Origin of the sequence: Streptomyces sp. IBSBF 3136 (genome assembly GCF_036815105.1) — a bacterium.
GTDB lineage: Bacteria > Actinomycetota > Actinomycetes > Streptomycetales > Streptomycetaceae > Streptomyces.
In genome coordinates this window covers 1-25,038 of sequence record NZ_JAJSZC010000112.1, presented here as the reverse complement: position 1 = coordinate 25,038, position 25,038 = coordinate 1, and the positions used below count along the sequence as shown (strand labels likewise).

The window sequence follows — 25,038 nt, the reverse complement described above, 5'->3', positions numbered from 1 at the left end:
GCCCTCGCCCGCCCCTACGGGCCGACCGTCAGGATCGTGCCCGCGCCCACGGTCCTGCCGCCCTCGCGGACGGCGAAGCCGAGGCCGGGCTCCAGCGGGACCTCGCGGCCCAGCTCGACGGTCATCTCGACCGTCTGGCCGGGCCGGGCGACCGCCGCTCCGGTGAGTTCGATGTCGCCGACCACGTCCGCGGTGCGGATGTAGAACTGCGGCCGGTAGCCGGAGGCGACGGGCGTCGTACGGCCGCCCTCCTTCCCGGACAGCAGGTAGACCCGGGCCGAGAACCGCCGGCCGGGCACGACGCTGCCCGGCGCCGCGACGACGTGCCCGCGCCGGACCGCGTCCCGGGGCACACCGCGCAGCAGCACCGCCACGTTGTCCCCGGCCTGCGCCTCCGCCATCGGCTTGCCGAAGGTCTCCAGGCCGGTGACCACGCTCTCCACGCCGGCGCCGAGCACCGAGACCCGCTCCCCCACGCGGAGCGTCCCGCGCTCGACGGCGCCCGTGACGACCGTGCCGCGGCCGGTGATGGTGAGCACGTTCTCCACCGGCAGCAGGAAGGGCGCGTCCAGGTACCGCTCGGGCATGGGCACATAAGTGTCCACCGCGTCGAGCAGCGCCTCGATCGACGCCGTCCAGCGCGGGTCGTCCTCCAGGGCCCGGAGCCCGGAGACCCGTACGACGGGCACGGCGTCCCCCGGGTAGCCCTGCGCGGTGAGCAGGTCGCGGACCTCGAGCTCGACCAGGTCGGCCAGCTCCGCGTCCTCACCGTCGTCGACGGCGTCGGCCTTGTTGAGGGCGACGACGATGTGGTCGACGCCCACCTGCCGGGCGAGCAGCACGTGTTCGGCGGTCTGCGGCATGATCCCGTCGAGCGCGGAGACGACGAGGATCGCCCCGTCGAGCTGCGCGGCGCCGGTGACCATGTTCTTGACGTAGTCGGCGTGCCCGGGCATGTCGACGTGGGCGTAGTGCCGGGTGTCGGTCTCGTACTCGACGTGCGCGATGTTGATGGTGATGCCGCGGGCGGCCTCCTCCGGCGCCCGGTCGATGCGGTCGAACGGCACGAAGGTGCCGGTGCCGCGCCCGGCCAGGACCTTGGTGATGGCGGCGGTCAGGGTGGTCTTGCCGTGGTCGACGTGACCCATGGTGCCGATGTTCAGGTGCGGCTTGGTGCGTACGTAGGCCGTTTTGGACATGGCTGTACCTCGGAGCCTCTCCGGTCGTACGGGAATGCGGGACCCCGGGAACCGGCCGACCCTCCCCCTGCGGGGTCCGCCGGACGTTCCGGAGAGGGTCAGCTTCGGGCGCCGTCGACAGCGGCCGCGAGGATCGGGACGGCAGCCTTCGGCGCATCCGCGACGGCGGATGCTGCGAGGAGGAAGGCGTACCGGAACATGGCGACGATCATCGCCGACGGCCCGCCCGGCGTCGAATGGTTTTACGGGGGGCCGTGCCGCCCGTCAGGGGCCGATGTTCTTCAGCGCCTCGCGGACCGTCAGCGGAGCGAACCTGCCCCGCTCGCGGGCCAGGAAGCCCCGCACGGCTCCGGGGTCGGTCTTGGCGTACTCCCGCAGGGCCCAGCCGATGGCCTTGCGGACGAAGAAGTCCTGGTGCCCGGACTGGAGCAGGCAGTAGGCGAACAGCCGCTCGGTGTCGGTGTGTTCCTTGTGGCGCAGCTGGTGCAGGAGGGCCGTGCGGACGGCCCAGAGGTCGTCGTCGGTGATCCAGACGTCCATCTCGGCCGCGAGCGCCGGATCGGCCGCGACCAGGGCGCCCACGACGTGCGCGGCGAGCAGGTCGACGGTGTCCCACCAGGGGACGGCGGTGACCAGGTGCCGGGCGACGGGCAGGAAGGCGGAGGAGCAGCGGGCCGCGTACCGGCGCAGGTAGTCCACGGCGAAGTACTGGTACTCACGCTCGGGCAGCCGCCAGCAGCGCAGGGCGATCGCGGCGCAGTCGTCCTCGCCGGGGCGTGGCGTGCCGGCCAGGACGGCGCGGGACAGGGCCCGGCGGTCCGGGGTGGGGATGCCGAGGAACGGGGCCACGTCCTTCATGTACGCCCGCATCGCGCCGGCCCGCTCCGGATCGGCCGCCGCGGAGTAGGTGGCGGTCAGCCGCTCCAGCACGGTGTCGGCGAGGCCGCTGCGCGGGGCGTGCGGCGGGGCCGCGCCGATGACGCTCATGGCATGAACCATACGTTCGGCACGGGCTCCCCAGGCCGGAATGGATCGAACTGGCATTTGAGATCAAGGCCCAGCGGGCCCCTCCGGGACCCCCGCGCGGGCTCCCCCGACGCGGGTTGCGCCCCCTCCCGTACGGGCGTTACCTGGAAGTACGGCGGTGAAGCGAGCGCATGGGGCCACGGCACGGTCCGAGGGCCCTCGCCCTGCCGTGCGCCCTCCGGCAGCGGCAGCGGCCCCCTCGCCGCCGTCGTCAAGCGCTCGACGCGGAGGTGACAGAAGGTGAAAGCCGTCGTCTACGAGGAACCCTTCAGTGTGACGGTGAAGGATGTCCAGGATCCCCAGATCCAGCATCCGAACGATGTGCTGGTACGGGTCACGTCGACCGCGATCTGCGGCTCGGACCTGCACATGTACGAGGGCCGCACCGCGGCCGAGTCGGGCATCGTCTTCGGACACGAGAACCTCGGCATCATCGAGGAGATCGGCAGCGGTGTGACCTCCCTGGCCGTGGGTGACCGCGTCGTGATGCCCTTCAACGTCGCGTGCGGATTCTGCAAGAACTGCCTCGCCGGCAAGACCGGCTTCTGCCTGACGGTGAACCCTGGCTTCGCCGGTGGCGCCTACGGCTATGTGGCGATGGGCCCGTACAAGGGCGGCCAGGCGGAGCTGCTGCGGGTGCCGTTCGCCGACTTCAACTGCCTGAAGTTGCCGCCGGGCGACGAGTTCGAGACCGACTTCGTGCTGCTCGCCGACATCTTCCCGACCGGCTACCACGGCTGCGAACTCGCCCAGGTGTCCCCCGGCGAGAGCGTGGCCGTCTACGGCGCCGGGCCGGTGGGGCTGATGGCCGCCTACTCCGCGCTGCTGCGCGGCGCGGCGAAGGTCTTCTCCGTCGACCGCGTGCCCGAGCGGCTGGCGAAGGCCGAGGAGATCGGGGCCATCCCGATCGACTTCACCCAGGGCGACCCGGCGGAGCAGATCAGGGAACAGACGGGAGGAGAGGGGACCGACAAGGGCGTGGACGCCGTCGGCTACCAGGCCCAGGCGCACGACGCCAGCCACGAGGAACCCGCCATCGTCCTCAACGCGCTGGTCATGACCGTGCGTCCCACCGGCATGCTGGGCGTGCCGGGGCTGTACGTGCCCTCCGACCCGGGCGGTCCCGACGAGCACGCCAAGCACGGCCAGCTGCTGGTCTCCATCGGCAAGATGTTCGAGAAGGGCCAGCAGATGGGCACCGGTCAGTGCAACGTCAAGCGGTACAACCGCCAGTTGCGCGACCTGATCATCGCCGGGCGGGCCAAGCCCAGCTTCGTGGTCTCCCACGAGCTGCCGCTGGACCAGGCGCCCCAGGCGTACGAGAAGTTCGACAAGCGGATCGAGGGCTACACCAAGGTCGTCCTGCACCCGGGTCACGCGCTCGCCGCGTGAGGCCGGGCCGAGGAGACCGCCCGAGGAACACATCGGCCGAACCGGTCGGCCACAGGCCGCCCCGCCACCCCGGTGGCGGGGCGGCCGTGCGTCACACCTCACGGCGATCACACGCCTTCGTCGGTTACTGTCGCCGGATGCTCGATGCCAACCGCTCTGGCACCGCCACGGTCTCTCCCCTTCCCGCCGCCACGGAGCCGGCCGTCCCCACGGCCGCACCCGTCCCGCCCGCCCACCGCCCGGGGTTCGCCGCCCGCTGCACGCGCGCGGCACTGTCGCCGTACGCCCGGCTGTCGCTGCTGATCGCGCTGCTCGCGGCCGCCGCGGGCTGCGTGCTGGCGTTCGAGCCGCAGCGGCTGCTGACGCACGGCTGGCCGCCGCAGCTCGGCGGGGCCGCGGCCGCGGTCGTGTTCGCGGCGGCTTACGGGCTGTGCACGGTGGCGTTCGTGCCGCGCCCGCTGCTGAACCTCGCGGCCGGTGCGCTGTTCGGGTCCCAGTGGGGGCTGGGCACGGCGCTGACCGGCACGGTGCTCGGGGCCGGGGTGGCCTTCGGGCTCGGCCGGGTGCTGGGTCAGGACGCGCTGCGCCCGCTGCTGCGGGGCCGCTGGCTGAAGGCGGCCGACGGGCAGCTGAGCCGGCACGGGTTCCGCTCCATGCTGGCGGCGCGGCTGTTCCCCGGGGTGCCGTTCTGGGCGGCCAACTACTGCGCCTCAGTCTCCCGGATGGGCTGGCTGACGTTCCTGCTGGCCACGGCGCTGGGCTCGATCCCCAACACGGCCGCCTACGCGGTGGCCGGCGCCCGCGCCTCGGCGCCGACCTCGCCCGCCTTCCTGATCGCGATGGCCGCCATAGCCGTACCCGCGCTGGTCGGCTCGGTGGTGGCCTGGCGCAAGCGCCACCACCTGCGGGCCCGCTGAGCCGTCAGACGCCCTCCAGGATCATCGCGTTGGCGAGGCCGCCCGCCTCGCACATGGTCTGCAGGGCGTAGCGGGCGCCGCGCTCGCGCATCGCGTGGACCAGGGTGGTGGTCAGCCGGGTGCCGCTGGCGCCGAGCGGGTGGCCGAGGGCGATGGCGCCGCCGTGCACGTTGACCCTGGCGAGATCGGCGCCGGTCTCCTGCTGCCAGGCGAGGACCACGCTGGCGAAGGCCTCGTTGACCTCGAAGAGGTCGATGTCGTCCAGGGAGAGACCGGCCCGGCGCAGCACCTTCTCGGTGGCCGGCACGACACCGGTGAGCATGAGCAGCGGGTCGGAGCCGGTGACGGCGAAGCTGTGCAATCGGGCGAGCGGGCGCAGGCCGAGCCGGGCCGCCGTCTCGCCGGAGGTGATCAGCACGGCGGAGGCGCCGTCGTTGACGGGGCTCGCGTTGCCGGCGGTGACGTTCCACTCGATCTGCGGGAAGCGCTCGGCGTAGCCGGGGTCGTGGTAGGCGGGCCGGAGGCCGGCCAGGATCTCCGGGGTGCTGCCGGGCCGTACGCATTCGTCCCGGGTGACGCCGTCCAGCGGCGCGACCTCGGCGTCGAGCAGGCCGGCCTCCCACGCGGCGGCGGCCTTGCGGTGCGAGGTGACCGCGAACTCGTCCATCCGCGCGCGCGTGAGCGACCACTTGGCGGCGATCAGTTCGGCGCTGATGCCCTGCGGGACCAGGCCCTCCGGGTAGCGCTCGGCGACGCCCGGGCCGAACGGGTCCTTGCCCTCGGGCACGTTGGACCACATCGGCACCCGGCTCATCGACTCCACGCCGCACGCGACGACCAGGTCGTACGCGCCCGAGATGACGCCCTGGGCGGCGAAGTGCACGGCCTGCTGGGAGGAGCCGCACTGGCGGTCGACGGTGGTCGCCGGGACCGTCTCCGGGAATCCGGCCGCGAGGAGGGCGTAGCGGGTGGTGTTCATGGCCTGCTCGCCGACCTGGTCGACGGTTCCGCCGATGACGTCGTCGATCAGCGCCGGGTCGACGCCGGAGCGCTCGACCAGGGCGCGCAGCGTGTGGGCGAGGAGCTGCACGGGGTGGACGTGGGCGAGGGAGCCGTTCGGCCTGCCCTTGCCGATGGGGGTGCGTACGGCTTCGACGATGACTGCGTCGCGCATGGTGCGGGCCTCCTTGGCCGCCGAAAGAACCGCTCCGGTCGGCACGATTACCAGTGAGTAGGAAATCTGGACTCACCATAGCCCTGCCAGTTGGAAAATCAAACCCTCACATACACTGGGCCACATGGCCGCCCCGAAGGACCCGCGCCCCTGCTCCATCGCCGACGCCCTCGCCCTGGTCGGCGAGAAGTACTCCCTGCTCGTCCTGCGGGAGGTCTGCCTCGGCAACGGCCGCTTCGACCAGCTGGTACGCAACATCGGCGCCCCGCGCGACGTCCTGGCCACCCGGCTGCGCCGGCTCGTCGACGCGGGCATCCTCACCAAGCGCGTCTACAGCGAGCGCCCGCAGCGCTTCGAGTACCGCCCCACCCAGGCGGGCCTGGAGCTGGAACCGGTGCTGATGACCCTCAAGGAGTGGGGCGACCGCCACCTGCGTCTGGGCATCGACCTGCCCATGGTCGTCGAGCACGTCTGCGGCAACGAACTGGTCCCGCAGGTCACCTGCACCGCCTGCGGAGCGCCGGTGCGCCACGAGGATCTGACGGCCCATCCGCAGGCGCCGGGCTGGACGGTGGCGGGACCCACGGCGGCCTGAGTTCCGCGCCGGCACGGCGCGTCCGGCGGACCGGCGGGAGGCGTCCGGGTCCACCCAACCCCTGTGTGCGTGCCGTCCGTAGCGCCCGCTACGCTGCACTGGTCATTTGATCATTCCTTTACCTCTCCGCGCTTGGACGCCATCCCTTCATGTCTTGGTTCGAATCACTCGTCCTCGGGCTCGTCCAGGGGCTGACCGAGTTCCTGCCCGTCTCCTCCAGCGCGCACCTGCGGCTCACGGCGGCGTTCTCGGGGTGGGAGGACCCCGGCGCCGCCTTCACCGCGATCACCCAGATCGGAACCGAGGCCGCGGTCCTCATCTACTTCCGCAAGGACATCGGGCGGATCGTCTCGGCCTGGGTCCGGTCGCTGTTCGACAGGGCGATGCGGCAGAACCACGACGCGCGGACGGGCTGGCTGGTGATCGTCGGCTCGATCCCGATCGGCGTGCTGGGCGTGACGCTCAAGGACCAGATCGAGGGGCCGTTCCGCGATCTGAGGGTCACGGCGACGATGCTCGTGGTCGTCGGCGTGGTCATCGGCATCGCCGACCGCCTCGCCGCGCGCGACGAGAACGGCGGTCGGCACCGCGCACCCAAGCAGCGCAAGACGCTGGAGAACCTGGGTGTCAGGGACGGCCTGGTCTTCGGGCTCTGCCAGGCGTGCGCCCTCGTCCCCGGCGTCTCCCGCTCCGGCGCGACGATCAGCGGCGGCCTGTTCATGGGCTACCGGCGTGAGGCGGCGGCCCGTTACTCCTTCCTGCTGGCCGTCCCGGCCGTCCTCGCGTCCGGCGTCTTCGAGGTGAAGGACTCGGTGGGCGGCGGGGACGTGGCGTGGGGCCCGACCCTGTTCGCCACGGGGATCGCCTTCGCGTCGGGTTACGCGGTGATCGCCTGGTTCATGAAGTGGATCTCCCACAAGAGCTTCATGCCGTTCGTCTGGTACCGCGTCGCCCTCGGCATCATCATCATCGCGCTGGTGACGGCGGGCGTCCTCAGCCCGCACGCGGCCGAGTCGGCGAGCTGACGCAGCCCCGGCGACCCGAACTCCCCTCCCACCTCCTTTCGGACATCCGCCGGCCAGCAACCCTGCAGGGCATATGCCTGCTGGGCTGGCGCGACTCCCGCCGGGCCCCCGTCATGACGGTGACCGACCCCATACGTTCTCCGTAGCCACGCGGTAGCGCTGTGTCAGTGCTTGCCCCTAGGCTTGTCCACATGTCCCCCGATTCCCTCCACCCTGGTTCCGTGCGGTCCGCCGCCGACGTGAACGAGCAGATCCGGGCGCTGTGGCTGCGTGCGGGCGGCACCCTGTCGGCCCAGGAACGCGCGGAGTACGAGCTGTTGGTGGTCGAGTGGGCCGAGGCGATCCGCGCGGCGGTCATCGAGGCGGCCTGACTCCACGGACCCACCGACACCAGGCGGCCCGACTCCACGGACCCACCGACACCTCGCCCGGCAGGATCTCCTGCCGGGCGGATTTATGACATGGCCATCACTGGATAAAGTTGACGGGTCAAAACTGGTTGTGGGGACAACCGGCGCGCCTCGGGGAGGGCATCCAACGCATGAGTCGTCGTTCTAATGGCTTGGTCGGCGTCTGGGCTGAGATGCAGAGGCAGCAGCAGCGCCAGGTGGAGGCCGACGCCAGGCGACGCAGACAGGAAGCGCAGCAGGCACGTGCCTACGAACGGCGAGCCGCCCAGAGCCATCGTGAGTACATGCAGGCGGAGGCACTGCGGCGCACGGAGGAACTGGACGCGCAGGTGGCGTCATTGCAGGGTCTCCTCGCCTCGGGCTGCCGGGCTCCCGCTTTCCGGGCTTCCTCCCTCATGCGTCCCGAAGAGGTCCAGCCCTTCGCCCCGGGACCCCTCGCGCAGCCCGTGCCCATGCCGAACGCCGAGCATTACCAGGCGCAGGGCGGATGGACCGCCGGTCGCCGGGGACAGGCGCAGGCCGAGGCGCGGGCGCGCTTCGAGCACGACTGGTACGCGGCCCAGGAGGCGGAGGCGCGGCGGCAGCAGCAGCTGGCGTCGTACCACCGTGAGTACCAGCAGTGGGCGGACGCCCAGCTGGCCGAGGTGCGGCGGCACAACGCCTCCGTCGGCGAGCTGACCGAGGGCGTGCGGCGCCGCGATCCCGACGCCGTGGTCGAGTACTTCACCGCCGCCCTGTACGCGTCGACCGCGTGGCCGGAGGGTTTCCCGCGCCAGGTGGCGGCGGCCTACGACGCGGCGGCCGGCGAGCTGGTGCTGGACTGGGAGCTGCCCGCCTTCGACGTCGTCCCCGAGGCCAAGTCCGTCCGCTACATGTACGGGGTGGACCAGCACAAGGAGACGGCGCGGCCGGTGACCCAGCGCCGGGCCCTGTACCGGGAGGTCCTCGCCCAGTGCCTGCTGCTCGTCCTGCACGAGCTGTTCGCCGCCGACGAACCCGGCGCCCTGGAGTCGGTGACCCTGAACGGGTTCGTGGACGGACACGACCCCACGACGGGCCGCCCCGACCACATCGTCCTGGCGACCGTCATGGCTCCGCGCGCCACGTTCCGCGGCCTGCACCTGGCACAGGTGGACGCCTGCAGCTGCCTGTCCGACGCACTGCACGGGCAGCTCTCGGCCCGGCCCGACCAGCTGACACCGGTGCGGCCGAACCGCAGGCCCGAGCAGGTCGGCAACCGCGTCGTCGCGCACGGCGGCGACGAGGAGCCCGACCTGTACGAGATGGATCCGATCGCCTTCGAGAACCTCGTCGCCGAGCTCTTCAGGGCCATGGGGATGCAGGCCGTCACCACCCAGCGCTCGAACGACGGCGGGGTGGACGTCGACGCGCTCGATCCCGCACCGATCCGGGGCGGCAAGATCGTCGTCCAGGTGAAGCGCTACCGCAACACCGTGCCGCCCACCGCCGTGCGTGACCTGTTCGGGACCGTGCAGGACGCCGGCGCCAACAAGGGCGTCCTCGTGACGACGTCACGCTTCGGCCCCGGCTCGCACACGTTCGCCAACGGCAAGCCGCTGGAACTGATCTCGGGTCCGGAACTCGTCGACCTGCTGCACCGCCACGGGCTCCGTGGCCGCCTCGGAGAGGGCGCCCGCCGCGCCGGAGCCCGGACCCCGACGCACGTCGCTCCCGTGCCGCACCCCCGGCTGCCCGACGACTACAACGTCCTCGGCATGTCATGGACGGGGAGTGTCGCCCTGGACGTGTGCGCCCTCGTCTGCCGGGGGAACCAGGTGCTCAGCGACGAGCACTTCGTCTTCTACAACAACCCGCGGACACCGGACGGCAGCGTGCGCGCCCTGTCCGCCCAGGCCCCCGACAAGGCCGCGATCTGCGTCTCCTTCGACGCGCTCCCGGACGAGGCCGACCGCTTCGTCCTCGTGGCGGCCATCGACCCCGAGGTCGATCCGGACGCCGACCTGGCCGGCTTCACGGACGCGCGCATCCGGCTCCTCGACCCCGGGATGACCGAACTCGGCACCCTCGCGGTCTCCGACGGCCGGCCCCAGGAGACCGCCCTGGTGCTCGGCTCCTTCCGCCGCCGGCCGAGCGGCGACTGGGACTTCGTCCTCGGCGGCAAGGGCTACCCGGGCGGCCTGGAGGAACTCGTCACCGACTACGGCATCGAGGTGGAGTAGGCCGCCGGCGCCCGGACCGGACGCCGGCGGGGACCCGATCGGCGTCCGACACGCCGCTTGACGAGCGGGACCGGCCGCGCGCGCACCACCCCATGTCCGTCGGCCCTCTTGGCACCTCGGCCCCGGTGGCCAACACTGTGCCGATGACGCAGCGCATGGAGCTCGGCACCGTGATGGACCGGCTGGCCGTGGACGAGTTGGTAACCGACTACGCGGTGGCCGTGGACGACGGTGACTGGGGGGCCTACCGAGGACTGTTCACGGCGGACGGGCGGGCCGACTACCGGTCCGCCGGTGGCATCGAGGGAGCGGCCGGCCAGGTCGCCGGATGGCTCGCGGAGAGCCTGGAGCTGTTCTCGATGCGGCAGCACCTGATCGTCAACCGGCGGGTGCGGTTCGGGATTCTGGAGCACGACACGGGGGACACGGCCCGGGTGCGTGCCGACTACCTCAACCCGATGCGGTTCGCCGGCGACGGCGGCTCCGGCGCGCCCGACCTGGTGTGCGGCGGCCGGTACGAGTTCGCGCTGCTGCGCACCGCGGAGGGCTGGCGCCTGCGGCAGGTCGTGGTGGAGGAGAAGTGGCGCCGAATGCCGGAGCGCAGCCCGGCGGCCGTGCCCGAGTGAGCCCCCCGGCCGCTCCCGGCGCCGTCTGTCGGAGATCGCTCCCGGCGCGCACACTGAAGACAGCGCTGGGTAGGGAGACCTCCATGAGGACGATCGACCGCTGGCTCACCTCCCCCTGGCGGCGCTCGTGCGCCGTCGCCGTCGCGGGCGCCCTGCCCGTGCTCGCGTTCCCCGCGCCGTCGCTGTGGTGGTTCGCGTACGTGGCGCTGGTGCCCTGGATCCTGCTGGCACGCTCGGCGCCGACCGGGCGGCGGGCGGCGTACGACGGCTGGTGCGGCGGCTTCGGGTACATGATCGCCGTGCACCACTGGCTGCTGCCCAGCCTGCACGTGTTCATCTTCCTGATCGCCGGGCTGCTGAGCGTGCTGTGGATGCCATGGGGGTGGCTGACCCGCCGGTACCTGGGTGGCACCCCGTCGCCGGGGCGGGCCGCGGCCGCGCTGCTGGTGCTGCCGTCGGCGTGGCTGGTGGTGGAGCTGGTCCGCTCCTGGCAGGGCCTCGGCGGGCCGTGGGGCATGCTCGGCTCCAGCCAGTGGCAGGTGGGCCCGGCGTTGCGGCTGGCCTCGGTGGGCGGGGTGTGGCTGCTCAGCTTCCTCGTGGTGGGGGTGAACGTCACGGTCGCCGTGCTGGTGTCGGTGCGGGAGGCTCGGCTGCCCGCGGTGGCCTCCCTGGTGGCCACCGCGGCAGCGACCTCGGCCGCCTGGGCGTGGGCGCCGCGCCCGGACGTCGACGGCGGGGTGCGGATCGCCGTCGTGCAACCGGGCGTCGTGAACGGGCACGCCAGCAGCGAGAAGCGGTTCGACCGTGAGGAGCTGCTGACCCGGCGGCTCGCCGGACAGGGCGTCGACCTGGTGGTCTGGGGCGAGTCCAGCGTCGGCTACGACCTGGGGCAGCGGCCCGACCTGGCCCGGCGGATCGCCGCGCTGTCCCGGGAGACCGGCGCCGACCTGCTGGTCAACGTGGACGCACGGCGCGCCGACCGGCCCGGCATCTACAAGAGTTCGGTGCTCGTCGGCCCGGGCGGCCCGACCGGCCAGCGGTACGACAAGATGCGGCTCATCCCGTTCGGCGAGTACATACCGGCCCGCTCCGTGCTGGGCTGGGCCACCTCGGTCGGCCGGGCGGCCGGCGAGGACCGGCGGCGCGGCACCGAGCAGGTCGTGATGCACGTCGGGCACGGGCTGCGGGTCGGCCCGCTGGTGTGCTTCGAGACCGCGTTCCCCGACATGAGCCGCCATCTCGCCGAGGACGGCGCCGACGTCCTCCTCGGCCAGTCCTCCACCTCGACCTTCCAGCACAGCTGGGCCCCCGAGCAGCACGCGTCGCTGGCCGCCCTGCGCGCCGCCGAGACCGGCCGCCCGATGGTGCACGCGACGCTGACCGGTGTGTCCGCCGTCTACGGCCCGGACGGCCGGCGCCTCGGCCCGTGGCTCGGCACCGGCGCGAGCACCGCCCGCGTGTACGACGTGCCGCTCGCGCACGGCATCACACCGTACGTCCGCTACGGCGACTGGCCGGTGCACGGCGCGCTGCTGGTGCTGGCCGCGCTGGGCGCGACCGAGGGGATCCGGGCGCTCAGGCAGCGCCGGAGCGGTGCTGAACCGCTCGTACCACCCGCTCGCACAGCTCATGGGTCGCCAGCGCGTCCCGGGCGCTGAGCACCTTGCCCGCGCGGACGGCGTCGAGGAAGGTGAGGACCGCCTGCTCGATGCCGCGCTGCCGGGCCACGGGCACCCAGTCGCCGCGCCGGCGCAGCGTCGGCTGCCCCTTGTGGTCGACGACCTCGGCGAGGTTGAGCACCTGGCGCTTGGTGTCCTGCCCGGAGACCTCCAGGATCTCCTCGGCGGAACCACTGAGCCGGTTCATCACGCCGAGCGCGGTGAAGCCGTCCCCGGCGAGCTGGAGCACGACGTGGTGCAGCAGCCCGCCCTCGGTGCGGGCGCGCACGGTCACGTCGTCGACGGGGCCCGGCACCAGGAACCGCAGGGTGTCGACGACGTGGATGAAGTCGTCGAGGATCATCGAGCGGGGTTCCTCGGGCAGCCCGACCCGGTTCTTCTGCATGAGGATCAGCTCGCGCGGGTGCTCCAGGCACTGCGCGTAGCCGGGCGCGTGGCGGCGGTTGAAGCCGACGAGGAGTGTGACCCCGCGCTGCTCGGCGAGGGTCACCAGGCGCTCGGAGTCGGCGAGTTCGTAGGCGAGCGGCTTGTCGACGTACGTGGGTACGCCCGCCTCCAGCAGCCGGGTGACGATCTCCGGGTGGACGGCGGTGGGCGCGTGCACGAAGGCGGCGTCGAGGCCGGTGTCCAGCAGCGAGTCCAGGGTCGCGTGCCGGCGCTCGGCGGGCAGGTGCAGCGAGTCCGCGACCCCCTCCAGCGTGGCGGGTGTCCGGGTCTGGAGGTGCAGGTCGATCCCCGGCTGGGTGGCCAGCACCGGCAGGTACGCCTTCCGCGCGATGTCCCCGAGTCCGATGCAGCCGACCTTCACGTGCTCTCCCCTGCCGCTCGCGTGCGCGTACTACCCCCGGCAGCATACGGGGGCCGCCGGTCGGACCATGCGCCCGAGCCGGCGCCATCGACACCCGGAACGTCACCTTCCGGGCGCCAGGACCCCTCGTTGGGGGCGCGAGATCACCCGCGCGGGGGCATCTGCGTACGGTGCGCGGTGCCAAGGCGGGCGCCGACCCAGCAGAGTTGCCGGGTGCATCGAACGACGACGACCGCAGCACTCTTGGTCACCGTGGCCGTCTCGGCCCTGTCCGGCTGTGTGACGGTACAGCGCCCGGCGACACCCGGACCGCCGCCGGACACAGCGCCTTCGCGGCTCACGGCCGCCCGGCCGGAGGGCAGCGCACAGCCGCGGGTGGTGCAGGCACCGGCGCGGGAGGCCCTGGAGATGGCCGGACCGTCCAGGCACCCGCACCGCACCGCTCCGGCCGCCCCGCACCGGGCGGAGGCGGCACCGCCGGTCGCCCACCGCCCGCCGGCACCGCCCGCACACCCGCGCCCCGAACCCGCGCGACGGCCACCGACCGACGCCCCGGACGTGACGCGCCCGGCCCCGGGTGCCGCGGACCTCTGCGCCCTCGGCCGAAAATACGGCGGCTGGCGCGGGGACAGCCCGGAATCGGTGATCTGCGAACGGACATACGGCCGTTGATCCCACCGCCGGAACCCGCCCAAGGAGACCCGGCGGCCCATACCCGGGCGCGGGCGCTCCAGCCGGTGAGGCAAGGGGCAGGGATTCCGACCGGTGGGCCGCGGGACAACGACTTCAGCCGACGCGGCACGGGCGCAGGCAATCCAGCCGCGGAACGCGCGGCACGGGCGCCTGAGCCGGAGCCGCGGGCGCAGAGGAACCAGCCCGTGGGACACGCGACGCGGGCGCCTCCGCCAGTCAGTCACAGGAGGGCACCCCAGCCGGTGGGCCGCAGGGGCAGGAACTCCAGCCCGGGGCCCCGCGGGGGCAGGCACCCAGCCGGTGAGCCGAATGCACAGGCGCGTTAACCGGTAGGCCGCGGGCGCCCGTGAAACGCGGGGCGCAGACGCTTCAGCCGATGAGTCGCGGGCGCTCCGGCTGGTGAGCCGCAGGCGCAGGAACTCCAGCCCGTGGGACACGGGACACGGGCGCTTGAGCCAGTGAGCCGCAGGCGCGGGCACCCCAGTCGGTGAGCCGCAAGCGCAGGAACTCCAGCCCGGGGCCCCGCGGGGGCGGGTAATCCAGCCGTGGAACGCGGGGCGCAGGCGCTCCGGCTGGTGGGCCGCAGGCGCAGGGCCTGCAGTCCGTGGGACGCGGGCGCTTGAGCCAGTGAGCCGCAGGCGCGGGCGCCTCAGCCGGTGGGCCGCAAGCGCAGGAACTCCAGCCCGTGGGACACCGGACACGGGCGCTTGAGCCAGTGAGCCGCGGGCGCAGGGCCTCCAGCCCGTGGGAATCGGGACGCAGGCGCCTCAGCCGGTGAGCCACAGCGGCAGGCGCAGGCGCGGGGAAGGAGTCCGGGCCGTGAGGCGCGGAGCGTGAACGCTTCAGGCGGTGGGGCGCTGGCGGGGCGGGCGCCAGTGGTCGTCGCCCGGGGAGCCGTCCTCCCCCAGGTGCGATTCGAGTCGGCTGATCGCCGCCCACACCCCGTCGCCGTAGCCGTCGTCGGACAGGGAACCTGCGGCGTGGCGGGCTCGGCGCAGATGGCTGTGGGCGGCTTCGGCGCGGCCCAGTTTGGCGTAGTCGGCGGCCAGGTTGAGGTGGAGGGAGGGCAGGAAGGCGCGGACGCCCGGTGGGTCACCGGCGCCGCGGTCGCCCGCCAGCTCCTCCGCCGCCGACAACGCCCGAAGGTCCCAGGCCAGTTCGTCGGACGGGTCGTCCTGGGTGTCGGCCAGGTAGTGGGCCAGGGTGCAGCGGTGCAGCGCGGCCCCGTGCTCGCCGATCTCCGCCCACAACTGGAGGAAGCGGTGCCGGGCCTCCTCGCGGTCACCGCCGTGGTGCAGCATCACGACCTGTCCGATCCGCGTCAGCACGGCGTCCGGTGCCGCGTGCTCCTGTCGCTCCGCCACCACGTCCTCCGGGCCGTCGTCGGCTGTCTGGTCAGCCGTCTGCCCCGACGCTAACCGGCGGCGCGGGGAATCCCGGGCAGGCGGCTCCGTGCGACACGGGCCGCGCGGGCCCGGCCCCGGTCCGGCCGTGCCCGGGGCCCGTGGACACGGGTCAGCCCAGGTCGGGGATCCGCCAGTCGATGGGCTCGTGCCCCTGCCGGGCCACCGCCTCGTTGATCTGGGTGAACGGCCGGGAGCCGAAGAACTTCTTCGCGGACAGCGGCGACGGGTGCGCGCCCTTGACCACGACGTGCCGGCTCTCGTCGATCAGCGGGAGCTTCTTCTGCGCGTAGTTGCCCCACAGCACGAAGACCGCCGGGTCGGGCCGCGAGGCCACCGCGCGGATGACGGCGTCGGTGAACTTCTCCCAGCCCTTGCCCTTGTGCGAGTTGGCCTCGCCCTCGCGGACGGTGAGCACCGCGTTGAGCAGCAGCACGCCCTGCCGGGCCCACGGCATCAGATAGCCGTTGTCCGGGACGGGCAGGCCCAGCTCCTCCTTCATCTCCTTGTAGATGTTCCGCAGCGAGGGCGGCGTCCTCACACCGGGGCGGACGGAGAAGCACAGGCCGTGGCCCTGACCCGCGCCGTGGTACGGGTCCTGACCGAGGACGAGGACCTTGACCTGCTCGTACGGCGTCGCGTCCAGCGCCGCGAAGACCTCCTCGCGCGGCGGGTAGACGGGACCCCTCGCCCGCTCCTCCTCGACGAACTCGGTCAGCTCCTTGAAGTAGGGCTGCTGCAGTTCGTCGCCCAGAACCCCGCGCCAGGACTCGGGCAGCATGGCGATGTCGGTCACGTCAACGTCCTCACGGTGTCGATCAATTACGGCGTGCGGTCACTTCCAGGTCTCCGAACCTACAGGCGACCACCGACAACCGTTGCCGCGAGGCGGGATCACCAGCTGGTCTTGCGGTGCAGCTCCCACATCATCATGATCGTCGACGGGTCGAGGGCCTGCTCGCCGCCGGAGACGTCGTCGCTGGCCGCCACGTACTGCCGGCCCTGCCACAGGGGGACCAGCCGGGCGTCGTTCACCATGATCTGCTGGGCCGCCTCCAGGTCCTTCACCACCCTGGCGCGGTCGCTCTGGGCGCGCGAGCGGGGCAGCAGCACCGAGGTGATCTGCTTGTTCGGGTAGGGCGTGCCGAGGGCGTTGTGGTCACCGACGAACGGGGCGATGAAGTTGTCCGCGTCGGGGAAGTCCGGGAACCAGCCGCGGCCGAACACCGGGTACTCGCCCTTCTGGTAGCCGACGACGTAGGTCTTCCAGGGGCGGCTCTTGAGGGTGATCGTGAACAGGCCGGACGCCTCCAGCTGCCGCTTCAGCTCCCGGAACATCACGGCCGTCTCCGAGCCGTAGCGGTCGGTGGTGTACCAGAAGGTGAGCGGGACGCGCTGGGTGATGCCCGCGCCGGACAGGATCCGGCGGGCCTTGGCGACGCTCGGGTCGCCGAAGTCGTCGAAGAAGGCCGTGGTGTGGGCGGTCAGGCCCCTGGGGACCATGGAGTACAGCGGGTCCACGGTGTCCCGGTAGACCTTGTGCGCGATCGCGCCGCGGTCGACTACCTGGGCGACGGCCTTGCGGACGGCGGGCTGCTTGGCCCAGCTGTCCTTCGGGTTGAACACCAGGTAACTGATGTCGGTGCCCGCGCCGTCGAAGAGCTGGAGGTCCGAATTGCCCTGCCGCTGGAGGTCGATGATGTCGTCGGCGGCCAGACCCCGGTAGGTGACGTCGATCTGCTTGTCGCGCAGCGCCTTGACCATGCTGGACGAGTCCTGGAAGTAGCGGATCGTCACCGCGTTGTTCTGCCGGTCGGCGAACCCGCGGTACTGGTCGTTGCGGACCAGGACGGCCTGCTTCTCCTCTTCGTAGGACTGCAGCTTGTAGGGCCCGGAACCGAAGACCTTGCCGTCCTTGCGCAGGGAGCCGGCGGGGTAGTCGTCGGGGTCGACGATCGACATGGCCGGAGTGGCCAGCACGAACGGGAAGGTGGCGTCCGACTGGTTGAGGTGGAAGACCACCTCGCGGTCGCCGACCGCCTCGACCTTGTCCAGACTGCCGAGGAGTCCGGCGGGGCCGCCCGGGGCGTTGATGGTGCGGATGCGGTTGATGGAGTGCCGGACGGCCTCGGCGTTCAGCGCGTCACCGTCGGCGAACTTCATGCCCGCGCGCAGCTTGCAGCGGTAGGTGCGGCTGGCGCTGTCGGTGAACGAGCAGCTCTCGGCCGCGTCCGGCTGGGGGGTGGTGGCGCCGTTCGGGTACGCGAGGAGCGTCTGGAAGATGTTCCGGTACAGCTCCCAGGACCCGTCCCAGGCACCGGCGGGATCCAGCGTGCTGGGCGCGCTGGTGGTCCCCACGACGATCGGGCCCTTGCTGTCGGGATCGCCGTTGGACAGCAGACCACAGCCGGCCACCAGTGATATGGACGCGATCGCCGCGACTCTCCGCAGGAATCGGTTCCGGTTGAACACGCGCACGCTCCTCGATCTGCCATACCAAGGGTCGGCAGACCATACCGCAGCGCCCGGCTCCCCGAACCTCCTCCGGAACAGGACTTCTTGATCGATTGAGCTATGACTACGTTGTCATCCCACTGTGCGCCCCCAGAGGCGCGTTTCGGGCGCCGTTCCGCTGGGAAACGGCGCCCGAACGAGACGTACGGACAGGGGCGGTCAGCCCACGCCGGCGTTGAGGAAGAGGCCACCGTCCACGACGAGCGTCTGGCCGGTGACCCAGTCGGACTGGGTGGAGGTGAGGAACGCGGCCGCCCCGCCGATGTCGGCGGGTACGCCGAGCCGGCCCAGCGGGTAGGAGGCGGCGGCCTCCTCCTCGCGGCCCTCGTACAGCGCCTGGGCGAACTTGGTCTTCACCACGGCCGGGGCGATGGCGTTGACCCGGACCTTCGGCGCGAACTCGTGCGCCAGCTGCTGGGTCAGGTTGATCATCGCGGCCTTGCTCACTCCGTAGGCGCCGATGAACGGCGAGGGCGCCAGACCCGCGATCGAGGCGATGTTGACGATCGCGCCGCCGTTGTCCTTCTGCCAGGCGTGCCAGGTCTTCTGGGCGAGACCGAGCGCCGAGACGACGTTGGTCTCGAAGACCTTGCGGGCGACGTCCAGGTCGAGGTCGGCGATCGGCCCGAAGACCGGGTTGGTGCCCGCGTTGTTGACCAGGAAGTCGACCCGGCCGAAGGCCTCCATGGTGCGCGCGACGGCCTCGCTCTGGTGGGCGAGGTCGTGCGCCTTGCCGGCGACACCGATGACGCGGTCCGCGCCGAGGCGGTCGACGGCCTCCTTCAGCGTGTCCTCGTTGCGGCCGGTGATGCACACGCGGTCGCCGCGGGCGACCAGCGCCTCGGCGACGCCGTAGCCGATGCCGCGGCTGGCGCCCGTGACGAGGGCGACCTTGCCGGACAGCTCCGGAAGTTCAGTCATGTCCGTGTTCTCCGCGTTCTCCGTGTTCCCGGGACCTAGTTCAGCGGTCCGCCGGCGACGTACAGCACCTGGCCGGAGACGAAGCCGGCCGCCTCACCCGTGAAGAAGGCGATGGCGTTGGCGATGTCCTCGGGCTCGCCGACGCGCTGCACCGGGATCTGGGTGGCGGCGGCCGCCTTGAAGTCGTCGAAGCCCATGCCGACGCGGTCGGCGGTGGCCTTGGTCATCTCGGTGGCGATGAAGCCGGGGGCGACGGCGTTGGCGGTGATGCCGAACTTGCCCAGCTCGATCGCGAGGGTCTTGGTGAAGCCCTGCAGACCGGCCTTGGCGGCGGAGTAGTTGGCCTGGCCGCGGTTGCCGAGCGCCGAGGAGGAGGAGAGGTTGACGACCCGGCCGAAGCCTGCGTCGACCATGTGCTTCTGCACTGCCTTGGTCATCAGGAAGGAGCCGCGCAGGTGCACGTTCAGGACGGTGTCCCAGTCGGAGACGCTCATCTTGAACAGCAGGTTGTCGCGGAGCACGCCCGCGTTGTTGACCAGGATCGTCGGGGCGCCGAGCTCCGCGACGATCCGGGCCACGGCCGCCTCGACCTGCGCCTCGTCGGAGACGTCCGCGCCGACCGCGATCGCCTTGCCGCCGGCCGCCGTGATCTTCTCGACGGTCTCCTTGCAGGCGGCCTCGTCGAGGTCGATCACGGCGACCGCGCGACCCTCGGCGGCCAGTCGTACGGCGGTGGCCGCGCCGATGCCGCGCGCCCCACCGGTGACTACCGCGACCCGCTGTTCTGTGGTGGACATGTGCTGCTTCTCCTCGCCCTTGAGAGAACCTGTCTGGCCCTTTTGCGTGAGGACCCGTCGGCCCTTCGAGAGAACCTGTCATGCGGTGAGCGACCGCTTAGTACCTTCCGCACCCGTGACGCTAGAGACCCTGGCACCCGGTGTCAACGGGACACCGGGGCGGTGTGATCCATTACCTCACCAGGAGATCCAGCAGACGCTCGGTCTCGGCCACCGGATCGGCGGTCAGACCGGTGTGCACCGGCCCGGGCTGCACGATCGTCGAGCGGGGCGCGATCAGCCAGCGGAAACGGCGCCCCGCGTCGTCGCCGGCCGCCTGACCGGCCCCCTCCCCGCCCGCGCAGACACGCTCGACGGCGCCCAGCGCGGCCCGCACTCCGGCCACGTCCACGCCCGGGTCGAGGGCCAGCAGCCGGGCCTCGTCCAGATGGGTGCGGGCGCCGACGTACGCCTGGGCGCGGCAGTACAGGAGCACGCCCGCGTTGACGCACTCGCCGCGCTCGACGCGGGGCACGATCCGCAGCAGCGCGTACTCGAACACGTCCCGGTCGCCGCCCTGGCCCGGCCGGGTGATGTGGCGCTCGGTCACATGACCGGCCATGTGGATGTGGCGCTCGCTCACTTGCCCTCCTCGATACCGGTGATGCGCTCGGCGATGACGGCCGCGCGGGCCAGCAGGGGCCGGGCGTAGGCGCGGCGCAGGTCGTCCGGGGTGTCGAAGCCGGGCTCGTCGGCGAGCCAGACGTCGGGGATCTCGGCGGTGACCTCGGCGAGGAGGTCCTCGGTGACCAGGGGCGCCAGCTCGGCCGCCGCGGCGGTGACGTCCGGGGCGAACCGGGCGAGGGCGTGGTCGGAGGCGTCGTAGGGGCGGGCCGCGGAAGCCTCGGCGGAGGGCCAGTTGTGGTGCCAGATCATCGTGGCGCCGTGGTCGATGAGCCACAGCTCGCCGCGGTGCACCAGGAGGTTGGGGTTGCGCCAGGAGCGGTCGACGTTGTTGATCACCGCGTCGAACCAGACGATCCGTCCGGCCTCCGCCGGGCTCACCGGGAAGGCGAGCGGGTCGTAGCCGAGGGCCCCGGAGAGGAAGTCCATGCCGAGGTTGGTGCCGTCGCTGGACCTCAGCAGCTCCTGCACCTGCTGCTCGGGTTCGCCGAGGCCCAGCACGGAGTGCAGGCGCAGGGTGACCAGGCGCGGCATCCGGAAGCCCAGTCTGCGGGCGAGTTCGCCGCACACCACCTCGGCGACCAGCGTCTTGCGGCCCTGTCCTGCGCCGGTGAACTTCATGACGTACGTCCCGAAGTCGTCGGCCTCGACGAGCCCCGGCATCGAGCCGCCCTCACGCAGGGGCGTGATGTAGCGGGTCGCGGTGACTTCCTTGAGCATCGCCCCAGGTTACTGGGGCGGCGGGCGCCCGGGCCCGCGGCCGGCCGGCACCGTGCACGCGGTCCGCGCGGGGGCGGTCGGTGAGGCGGCGGTTCGCGCGATGGCGGGAAGGATCCGGTTGTGCCTCTGAACAAGGGGTGCCCGGGGGCCGTACCCCTGGACGAACCGGGAACAGCTCCGCGGAAGGGAACGCCCACATGACCAGCGCCTCGCTCACGCCCGAATCGACACCGGCCCGCCGTACCGTCATGGCGGCGGCCGGAGCGGCCGGGCTCGCCGCCGCGCTGACCGCCTGCGGTTCGGGCGACGACTCGTCGAACACCGGAACCACCGGAAACAGCGGGACCGGCGGGACCGGCGGGGACACCGGGGCCGGCTCCGGCTCGGCCGGCGGTACCGCGCTGGCCAGGACCGCGGACATCCCCGAAGGGGGCGGCAAGGTCTTCGAGGACAAGGGCGTGGTGGTCACGCAGCCGGCGGCCGGGACCTACAAGGCGTTCTCCTCGAAGTGCACCCACCGGGGCTGCACCGTGGGCAGCGTCGCGGACGGCGTCATCGTCTGCCCGTGCCACAACAGCCACTTCTCCGCCGAGGACGGCAGCGTGAAGAAGGGACCGGCGACGCAGCCGCTGCCCGCCGCGAAGATCACCGTCTCCGGCGACGAGATCAAGCTGGCCTGAGCCGCCTCACGCCCGGCGGTCCGGACGGCCGAGGCAGCCGAGGAGCTGGTCCGTGGTCGTGATCGTGGCGACCAGCGCGAGGGTGTTGCGGATCATGGCGGGCGTGTAGTCGGCGGGCACGCCGGCGATGGCGTCGGCCGGGACGACGGCGGTGTAGCCGCGGTTGACCGCGTCGAACACCGCGTTGGGCACCGCCACGTTGGCCGAGACGCCGGTGACGACCAGGGTGCGGCAGCCGAGGTTGCGCAGCAGGGCGTCGACCTCGGTGCCCTGGATCGGCGACAGCCCGTGCAGCCGCCGTACGACGAGGTCCTCCTCGGCGACCTCGATCGGGGGCGCGACCCGCACCGCCGTGGTCCCGGTCAGTTGCTGGACGGGGAGCCGTTCGGCGGCGCGGAAGAGGCGGGCGTTGCGGCTGGCGCCGCGGCCGTCGGGGCGGCGCTCGGCCAGGGCGTGGATCACCTGCACCCCGCCGGCGTGCGCGGCGGCGACCAGCCGGGCCACGTTGCGCAGGGCTCCGGAGGAGCGGGCCTCGCGGGCGAGTTCGGGCAGCGCGCCGTCCGGCCCGACCACCCCGCGCTGGCACTCCACGGTCAGCAGCACGGTCCCCGTGGGGTCGAGCAGCGCGCGCAGCGCTTCGTCCGACGGCATGGCGCCTCCCGTCACGGGGTTGCGGGGCGGTGAGAGTATCCGGATCGAGGCGCGAGGGGAATGCCGACCCATTCCTTTTTCTGACGTGATGTCAGAGGATCACCGCAGGACGGACGTTCTCTGGCACGACGTGGGAGAAAGAGGGGGCCGTATGACTGTCACGGATCAGCGCCGGGGCCGGAAGATCATGATGACGCCCGGGGAGCTGGACGAGTTCCTGACGACCCAGCGCACCTGCCGGGTCGCGACCGTCTCGGCGGACGGCGCGCCGCACGTGAGCGCGCTGTGGTTCGCCTGGGACGGCAGCTCGCTGTGGCTGTACTCGGTGGTGCGCAGCCGGCGCTGGGCCCAGCTGAGCCGCGATCGCCGGGTGGCGGTCGTGGTGGACTCGGGCGAGGAGTACGACGCGCTGCGCGGGGTCGAGCTGTCCGGGCGGGTGGAGTTCGTGGGCGAGGTGCCGCGGACCGGTGAGCTGTGCGCCGAACTGGACACGGCCGAGACGCTGTTCGCCCGCAAGAACTTCGGCCTGGACGAGATGCCGCACGACGGCCGGCACGCCTGGGCCCGGCTGACCCCGGAGAAGATCGTGTCCTGGGACTTCCGCAAGCTGGGCGCGTCCTGAGCACGCGCCCTCGGCACGCCTCCCGGGGCACGCGTCCCGGAACGCCCGTCCCGGGGCACGCGCCCGAGGGCACGTCTCTCAGGGCGTGCCTGCCGGGGCACGCCCCGGGTGCCGGTCCAGTCGCCGGGCCGCCGTCCGCAGGGCCTCGACCGCCGCGCGGATCGAGGGGCGGCGGTCGGCGTCGGCCCGCCAGACGACGTAGACGTGCCGGCGCACGCGCTGGGCGAGCGGGACCAGGACGATGCCGTCCGGCACCGGGTGCCGGCCCAGCAGCGGCGCGATGCACACGCCGAGCCCCGCTGCCACCAGGCCGAGCTGGGTGTGGGTCTCGCCCGCGCGGTGGCCGACGAGGGGTTCGATGCCCTTCGAGCGCAGTGTGAACATCAGCCACTCGTGGCAGAACTCGCCCTCGCCCCAGGTGATCCACTCGTCTTCGGCGAACTCGGCGAGGTCCACCTCCTCGCGGTCCGCGAGCCGGTGCCCGGCGGGCATGGCGACGTCGGCCGGATCGTCCAGCAGGGGTGCCTTGACCAGGCCGTCGGGCACGGGCATCGGCTTGTTGTACCAGTCGAGGACGACCGCGAGGTCGAGGTCACCGCGTACGACGCCGGCGATGCCCTGCTCGGGCTCCAGCTCGCTGGAACGCACCCGCAGTCCGGGGTGCGCGGCGCGCAGTTCGGCGAGCGCGGCCGGGAACAGGCCACGGGCGGCGGTGGGGAACGCCGAGAGGCGGAGTTCGCCGACGACCTGACCGCGGTGCGCCTCCAGGTCCGACTGGGCGAGCTCCACCTGCGACAGGATGCGGGCGGCGTGCTCGGACAGCAGCCGTCCGGCGTCGGTGAGCCGTACGCCCCGCCCGTTCTTGGCGAGCAGCCGCTGGCCGACCTCCCGCTCCAGCTTGCCGAGCTGCTGGGAGACCGCGGACGTCGTGACGTGCAGGGCGTCGGCTGCGGCGCTCACCGAGCCGTGCCGGGCGAGGGCGTCGAGGGTGCGCAGGCGCTCCAGGTTCAACATGTAAGTGATTCTAAGAGGTACCCGGTGAGAAATTTCGATTGTGCTAAGAGGTTGCCTCCAGCATCGTGGAGAGCATGAGCACGGTCCCCGCATCCACGGCCCAGTCCCCTGGCCGGTCGCCCGGCCAGGCCGCAGAGCCGCCTCGACTGGCGCCTGCGCTTCGGCGCCCTGTCGCTGATCTGGGGCTTCAGCTTCCTGCTGATCAAGGTGGGCACGGAAGGCTACGCGCCCTTCCAGGTCACCCTGGGCCGGCTCGTGTTCGGTACGGCGGTGCTGGCGGCCGCCATGGCAGTGAAGCGGGAGCGGCTGCCGCGCGGGGCACGGACCTGGGCGCACCTGACGGTCGCCGCGTTCTTCCTGAACGCCCTGCCGTTCTCCCTCTTCGCCTACTCGGAGCTGACCATCCCGTCCACGCTGGCCGGGATCTGCAACGCCACCTCGCCGCTGTGGGGCATGGCCCTGTCCATGGTGGCGCTCTCCGAGGACCGGCCGACCCGGGTCCGCTTCGCCGGTCTCGGCCTGGGTTTCCTCGGTGTCCTCACGGTGCTGGGGGCCTGGCAGGGCTTCCACGGGCTGGACGCCACCGGAACCGCGATGGCGCTGCTGGCCTCGCTGAGCTATCCGGTCGGGTGGATCCACGTCCGGCGCACGCTGGCGGGGACGGGGAACTCCCACCTGTCGATGACGGGCGCGCAGCTGCTGGTGGCCACGGTCCAGCTGGCCGTGGTGACCCCGCTGTTCACCGGCTTCCCGGCGCACTTCTCCTTCGGTCCGCTGCTGGCGATCGCCGCGCTGGGGGCCCTCGGGACCGGGCTGGCCGTGCTCATCCAGTACGGGCTGGTCGCGGAGGTCGGGCCCACCACCGCGCAGATGGTCACGTACTTCATCCCGGTCATCGCGACGGCCGCCGGGGTGGCGATCCTCGGGGAGTCGCTGCACTGGACCACACCGGTGGGCGCGGTGATCGTCCTCGCGGGCGCGGCCCTCACCCAGGTGAAGCCGAGGCGCAGCACCAGCTGAGGACAACGCCGGGCCGCCGGCGAGGTGGGCATCCGGCCCGGCCCGGCACAGCGGTTCCCGGTCCCTGGGCCGGCAGGCTCCGTGCCTCTCGGCCGGGAGCCCACCTCCCCGTACGTCCGCCCCGGGCCGCCGGCGAGGTGGGCATCCGACCTGGCCCGGCAGCAGTTCCCAGTCCCTGGGCCGGCAGGCTCCCGGTCGCGGGCCCGCCTCCACGTACGTCCGCCGGGCCTCCGGCGAGTGCGGCACCGCCCGGCATCCGCATCACGATCTCGACGCTGACCCCCGAGG

Annotated in this window: 24 protein-coding genes; 11 read left to right on the top strand and 13 right to left on the bottom strand. The window is 72.4% G+C overall.

Translation table 11 applies throughout. The annotated features are described in order from the left end of the window. Nucleotides 1-14: 14 nt before the first annotated feature. Both tuf and V7E45_RS23205 read right to left on the bottom strand, forming a co-directional pair. The gene (gene tuf, locus V7E45_RS23210; protein WP_333776127.1) at nucleotides 15-1,199 is read right to left on the bottom strand and encodes an elongation factor Tu; all 1,185 of its coding nucleotides are present in this window, start codon (nucleotides 1,197-1,199) and stop codon (nucleotides 15-17) included. A 264-nt stretch (nucleotides 1,200-1,463) separates the two neighbouring features. Next, nucleotides 1,464-2,186: a DNA alkylation repair protein gene (locus V7E45_RS23205; RefSeq protein WP_333776126.1), complete on the bottom strand. Its 723-nt coding sequence runs from the start codon at nucleotides 2,184-2,186 to the stop codon at nucleotides 1,464-1,466. A 279-nt stretch (nucleotides 2,187-2,465) separates the two neighbouring features. Here V7E45_RS23205 and V7E45_RS23200 point away from each other — a divergent pair, with 279 nt between their 5' ends. Together V7E45_RS23200 and V7E45_RS23195 are read left to right on the top strand one after the other, a co-directional pair. After that, a complete protein-coding gene (locus tag V7E45_RS23200) occupies nucleotides 2,466-3,617 on the top strand; it encodes a glutathione-independent formaldehyde dehydrogenase (RefSeq protein WP_333776125.1) in 1,152 nt (383 codons plus the stop codon). Between the two features lie 137 nt (nucleotides 3,618-3,754). Continuing rightward, nucleotides 3,755-4,534, top strand: a complete 780-nt coding sequence (locus V7E45_RS23195; protein WP_333776124.1) for a TVP38/TMEM64 family protein — start codon at nucleotides 3,755-3,757, stop codon at nucleotides 4,532-4,534. Between the two features lie 4 nt (nucleotides 4,535-4,538). Here V7E45_RS23195 and V7E45_RS23190 read toward each other — a convergent pair whose 3' ends face one another. Further along, nucleotides 4,539-5,708 (bottom strand): thiolase family protein, encoded by a 1,170-nt coding sequence (locus V7E45_RS23190; protein ID WP_333776123.1) that lies wholly within the window; start codon nucleotides 5,706-5,708, stop codon nucleotides 4,539-4,541. Nucleotides 5,709-5,832: 124 nt separating this feature from the next. Here V7E45_RS23190 and V7E45_RS23185 point away from each other — a divergent pair, with 124 nt between their 5' ends. The 6 genes from V7E45_RS23185 (at nucleotide 5,833) to lnt (ending at nucleotide 12,223) form a co-directional block, all read left to right on the top strand. Further along, entirely contained in the window at nucleotides 5,833-6,303 is a 471-nt protein-coding gene (locus V7E45_RS23185) for a winged helix-turn-helix transcriptional regulator (protein ID WP_333776122.1), read from the top strand. 149 nt (nucleotides 6,304-6,452) lie between these two features. Next, nucleotides 6,453-7,328: an undecaprenyl-diphosphate phosphatase gene (locus tag V7E45_RS23180; RefSeq protein ID WP_333776121.1), complete on the top strand. Its 876-nt coding sequence runs from the start codon at nucleotides 6,453-6,455 to the stop codon at nucleotides 7,326-7,328. Between the two features lie 191 nt (nucleotides 7,329-7,519). Then, nucleotides 7,520-7,699 carry a hypothetical protein gene (locus tag V7E45_RS23175; protein ID WP_333776120.1) on the top strand — a complete coding sequence of 60 codons (180 nt, stop codon included), beginning with the start codon at nucleotides 7,520-7,522 and terminating at the stop codon, nucleotides 7,697-7,699. Between the two features lie 170 nt (nucleotides 7,700-7,869). Next, entirely contained in the window at nucleotides 7,870-9,939 is a 2,070-nt protein-coding gene (locus V7E45_RS23170) for a restriction endonuclease (RefSeq protein WP_333776119.1), read from the top strand. Between the two features lie 143 nt (nucleotides 9,940-10,082). Continuing rightward, nucleotides 10,083-10,565 carry a nuclear transport factor 2 family protein gene (locus V7E45_RS23165; RefSeq protein ID WP_333776118.1) on the top strand — a complete coding sequence of 161 codons (483 nt, stop codon included), beginning with the start codon at nucleotides 10,083-10,085 and terminating at the stop codon, nucleotides 10,563-10,565. Between the two features lie 83 nt (nucleotides 10,566-10,648). Beyond that, the gene (lnt, locus tag V7E45_RS23160; protein ID WP_333776117.1) at nucleotides 10,649-12,223 is read left to right on the top strand and encodes an apolipoprotein N-acyltransferase; all 1,575 of its coding nucleotides are present in this window, start codon (nucleotides 10,649-10,651) and stop codon (nucleotides 12,221-12,223) included. On the opposite strand, the gene V7E45_RS23155 is transcribed toward lnt, so the two are convergent. From V7E45_RS23155 to V7E45_RS23120, 8 genes are all read right to left on the bottom strand, one after another. Next, a complete protein-coding gene (locus V7E45_RS23155) occupies nucleotides 12,141-13,052 on the bottom strand; it encodes a Gfo/Idh/MocA family protein (RefSeq protein WP_333776116.1) in 912 nt (303 codons plus the stop codon). The two genes, lnt and V7E45_RS23155, sit on opposite strands and share 83 nt — an antisense overlap. A 1,535-nt stretch (nucleotides 13,053-14,587) precedes the next feature. Further along, nucleotides 14,588-15,109, bottom strand: coding sequence for a hypothetical protein (locus V7E45_RS23150; protein WP_333776115.1), 522 nt, complete (start codon nucleotides 15,107-15,109; stop codon nucleotides 14,588-14,590). 151 nt (nucleotides 15,110-15,260) lie between these two features. Further along, nucleotides 15,261-15,944 carry a uracil-DNA glycosylase gene (gene ung / locus V7E45_RS23145; protein ID WP_333776114.1) on the bottom strand — a complete coding sequence of 228 codons (684 nt, stop codon included), beginning with the start codon at nucleotides 15,942-15,944 and terminating at the stop codon, nucleotides 15,261-15,263. A 98-nt stretch (nucleotides 15,945-16,042) separates the two neighbouring features. Further along, nucleotides 16,043-17,620, bottom strand: a complete 1,578-nt coding sequence (locus V7E45_RS23140) for an ABC transporter substrate-binding protein (protein WP_333776113.1) — start codon at nucleotides 17,618-17,620, stop codon at nucleotides 16,043-16,045. A 201-nt stretch (nucleotides 17,621-17,821) separates the two neighbouring features. After that, nucleotides 17,822-18,583 carry an SDR family oxidoreductase gene (locus tag V7E45_RS23135; protein ID WP_333776112.1) on the bottom strand — a complete coding sequence of 254 codons (762 nt, stop codon included), beginning with the start codon at nucleotides 18,581-18,583 and terminating at the stop codon, nucleotides 17,822-17,824. A 35-nt stretch (nucleotides 18,584-18,618) separates the two neighbouring features. Next, nucleotides 18,619-19,380, bottom strand: a complete 762-nt coding sequence (gene fabG, locus V7E45_RS23130) for a 3-oxoacyl-ACP reductase FabG (RefSeq protein WP_333776111.1) — start codon at nucleotides 19,378-19,380, stop codon at nucleotides 18,619-18,621. A 172-nt stretch (nucleotides 19,381-19,552) separates the two neighbouring features. Continuing rightward, nucleotides 19,553-20,002 carry a DUF3037 domain-containing protein gene (locus V7E45_RS23125; RefSeq protein ID WP_333776110.1) on the bottom strand — a complete coding sequence of 150 codons (450 nt, stop codon included), beginning with the start codon at nucleotides 20,000-20,002 and terminating at the stop codon, nucleotides 19,553-19,555. After that, on the bottom strand, nucleotides 19,999-20,763 hold the full coding sequence (locus V7E45_RS23120; protein WP_333776109.1) for a HipA family kinase: 765 nt from the start codon (nucleotides 20,761-20,763) through the stop codon (nucleotides 19,999-20,001). The genes V7E45_RS23125 and V7E45_RS23120 overlap by 4 nt, the downstream gene beginning before the upstream one ends. A 197-nt stretch (nucleotides 20,764-20,960) precedes the next feature. On the opposite strand from V7E45_RS23120, the gene V7E45_RS23115 reads away from it, so the two are divergent. Beyond that, complete coding sequence (locus V7E45_RS23115; protein WP_333776108.1) at nucleotides 20,961-21,443, top strand: Rieske (2Fe-2S) protein; 483 nt, start codon at nucleotides 20,961-20,963, stop codon at nucleotides 21,441-21,443. 6 nt (nucleotides 21,444-21,449) lie between these two features. On the opposite strand, the gene V7E45_RS23110 is transcribed toward V7E45_RS23115, so the two are convergent. Further along, nucleotides 21,450-22,094 (bottom strand): cysteine hydrolase, encoded by a 645-nt coding sequence (locus V7E45_RS23110; RefSeq protein WP_333776107.1) that lies wholly within the window; start codon nucleotides 22,092-22,094, stop codon nucleotides 21,450-21,452. Nucleotides 22,095-22,245: 151 nt separating this feature from the next. Here V7E45_RS23110 and V7E45_RS23105 point away from each other — a divergent pair, with 151 nt between their 5' ends. Further along, entirely contained in the window at nucleotides 22,246-22,716 is a 471-nt protein-coding gene (locus tag V7E45_RS23105; RefSeq protein ID WP_333776106.1) for a pyridoxamine 5'-phosphate oxidase family protein, read from the top strand. 78 nt (nucleotides 22,717-22,794) lie between these two features. On the opposite strand, the gene V7E45_RS23100 is transcribed toward V7E45_RS23105, so the two are convergent. Next, nucleotides 22,795-23,730, bottom strand: a complete 936-nt coding sequence (locus tag V7E45_RS23100; RefSeq protein ID WP_333776105.1) for a LysR family transcriptional regulator — start codon at nucleotides 23,728-23,730, stop codon at nucleotides 22,795-22,797. A 108-nt stretch (nucleotides 23,731-23,838) separates the two neighbouring features. On the opposite strand from V7E45_RS23100, the gene V7E45_RS23095 reads away from it, so the two are divergent. Continuing rightward, nucleotides 23,839-24,750 carry a DMT family transporter gene (locus V7E45_RS23095; RefSeq protein WP_443056147.1) on the top strand — a complete coding sequence of 304 codons (912 nt, stop codon included), beginning with the start codon at nucleotides 23,839-23,841 and terminating at the stop codon, nucleotides 24,748-24,750. The last annotated feature ends 288 nt before the right edge of the window (nucleotides 24,751-25,038 follow it).

Bases quoted from the DNA above. Each gene is read 5' to 3' on its own strand.
- tuf (WP_333776127.1), bottom strand. From the start codon at position 1,199: ATGTCCAAAACGGCCTACGTACGCACCAAGCCGCACCTGAACATCGGC.
- V7E45_RS23205 (WP_333776126.1), bottom strand. From the start codon at position 2,186: ATGAGCGTCATCGGCGCGGCCCCGCCGCACGCCCCGCGCAGCGGCCTC.
- V7E45_RS23195 (WP_333776124.1), top strand. From the start codon at position 3,755: ATGCTCGATGCCAACCGCTCTGGCACCGCCACGGTCTCTCCCCTTCCC.
- V7E45_RS23190 (WP_333776123.1), bottom strand. From the start codon at position 5,708: ATGCGCGACGCAGTCATCGTCGAAGCCGTACGCACCCCCATCGGCAAG.
- V7E45_RS23185 (WP_333776122.1), top strand. From the start codon at position 5,833: ATGGCCGCCCCGAAGGACCCGCGCCCCTGCTCCATCGCCGACGCCCTC.
- V7E45_RS23180 (WP_333776121.1), top strand. From the start codon at position 6,453: ATGTCTTGGTTCGAATCACTCGTCCTCGGGCTCGTCCAGGGGCTGACC.
- V7E45_RS23175 (WP_333776120.1), top strand. From the start codon at position 7,520: ATGTCCCCCGATTCCCTCCACCCTGGTTCCGTGCGGTCCGCCGCCGAC.
- V7E45_RS23170 (WP_333776119.1), top strand. From the start codon at position 7,870: ATGAGTCGTCGTTCTAATGGCTTGGTCGGCGTCTGGGCTGAGATGCAG.
- V7E45_RS23165 (WP_333776118.1), top strand. From the start codon at position 10,083: ATGACGCAGCGCATGGAGCTCGGCACCGTGATGGACCGGCTGGCCGTG.
- lnt (WP_333776117.1), top strand. From the start codon at position 10,649: ATGAGGACGATCGACCGCTGGCTCACCTCCCCCTGGCGGCGCTCGTGC.
- V7E45_RS23135 (WP_333776112.1), bottom strand. From the start codon at position 18,583: ATGACTGAACTTCCGGAGCTGTCCGGCAAGGTCGCCCTCGTCACGGGC.
- fabG (WP_333776111.1), bottom strand. From the start codon at position 19,380: ATGTCCACCACAGAACAGCGGGTCGCGGTAGTCACCGGTGGGGCGCGC.
- V7E45_RS23120 (WP_333776109.1), bottom strand. From the start codon at position 20,763: ATGCTCAAGGAAGTCACCGCGACCCGCTACATCACGCCCCTGCGTGAG.
- V7E45_RS23115 (WP_333776108.1), top strand. From the start codon at position 20,961: ATGACCAGCGCCTCGCTCACGCCCGAATCGACACCGGCCCGCCGTACC.
- V7E45_RS23110 (WP_333776107.1), bottom strand. From the start codon at position 22,094: ATGCCGTCGGACGAAGCGCTGCGCGCGCTGCTCGACCCCACGGGGACC.
- V7E45_RS23105 (WP_333776106.1), top strand. From the start codon at position 22,246: ATGACTGTCACGGATCAGCGCCGGGGCCGGAAGATCATGATGACGCCC.
- V7E45_RS23100 (WP_333776105.1), bottom strand. From the start codon at position 23,730: ATGTTGAACCTGGAGCGCCTGCGCACCCTCGACGCCCTCGCCCGGCAC.